Genomic DNA, 306 nt, shown 5'->3' with positions numbered 1-306 from the left:
TCGGGACCAGCCCCAGCGAAGGCCGCCCGGCGGCCCCGGCTGCCGCCAGCAGGCCGGTCGTGGCGTCCTTCAATTCGGCACGGGTTTTCACCAGGCGGGGGCGGGTCGTCACGCGTTCTCCTCCGGACGGGACTGGGCAAGGATGTCCAGGATTTCGGTTGCGCGGGCCTCGTTCAGCAGGCCGCGCTGCAGGGCACGCTGGGCCGTCGCCCGGGCCAGCTCCTCGTAGGCCAGCCGGATGTCGGTGCCGCCCGAATCCACCTCGCGGCGCAGCAGCGCCTCGTGGTGGCTGCGGACGGTGCCGCC

The 306-nt window shown here is 73.9% G+C and carries 1 pseudogene; it reads right to left on the bottom strand.

What is annotated here, in order from left to right:
* Positions 1 to 108: 108 nt before the first annotated feature.
* Positions 109 to 306 (bottom strand): annotated as a pseudogene (locus AC5RUJ_RS18945) (oxidoreductase); the annotation flags it as partial.

The organism is Arthrobacter sp. Y3223164, from assembly GCF_059091005.1.
The sequence above is the reverse complement of the archived record's forward strand: the minus strand, read 5'-3'. Positions and strand labels throughout refer to the sequence as shown.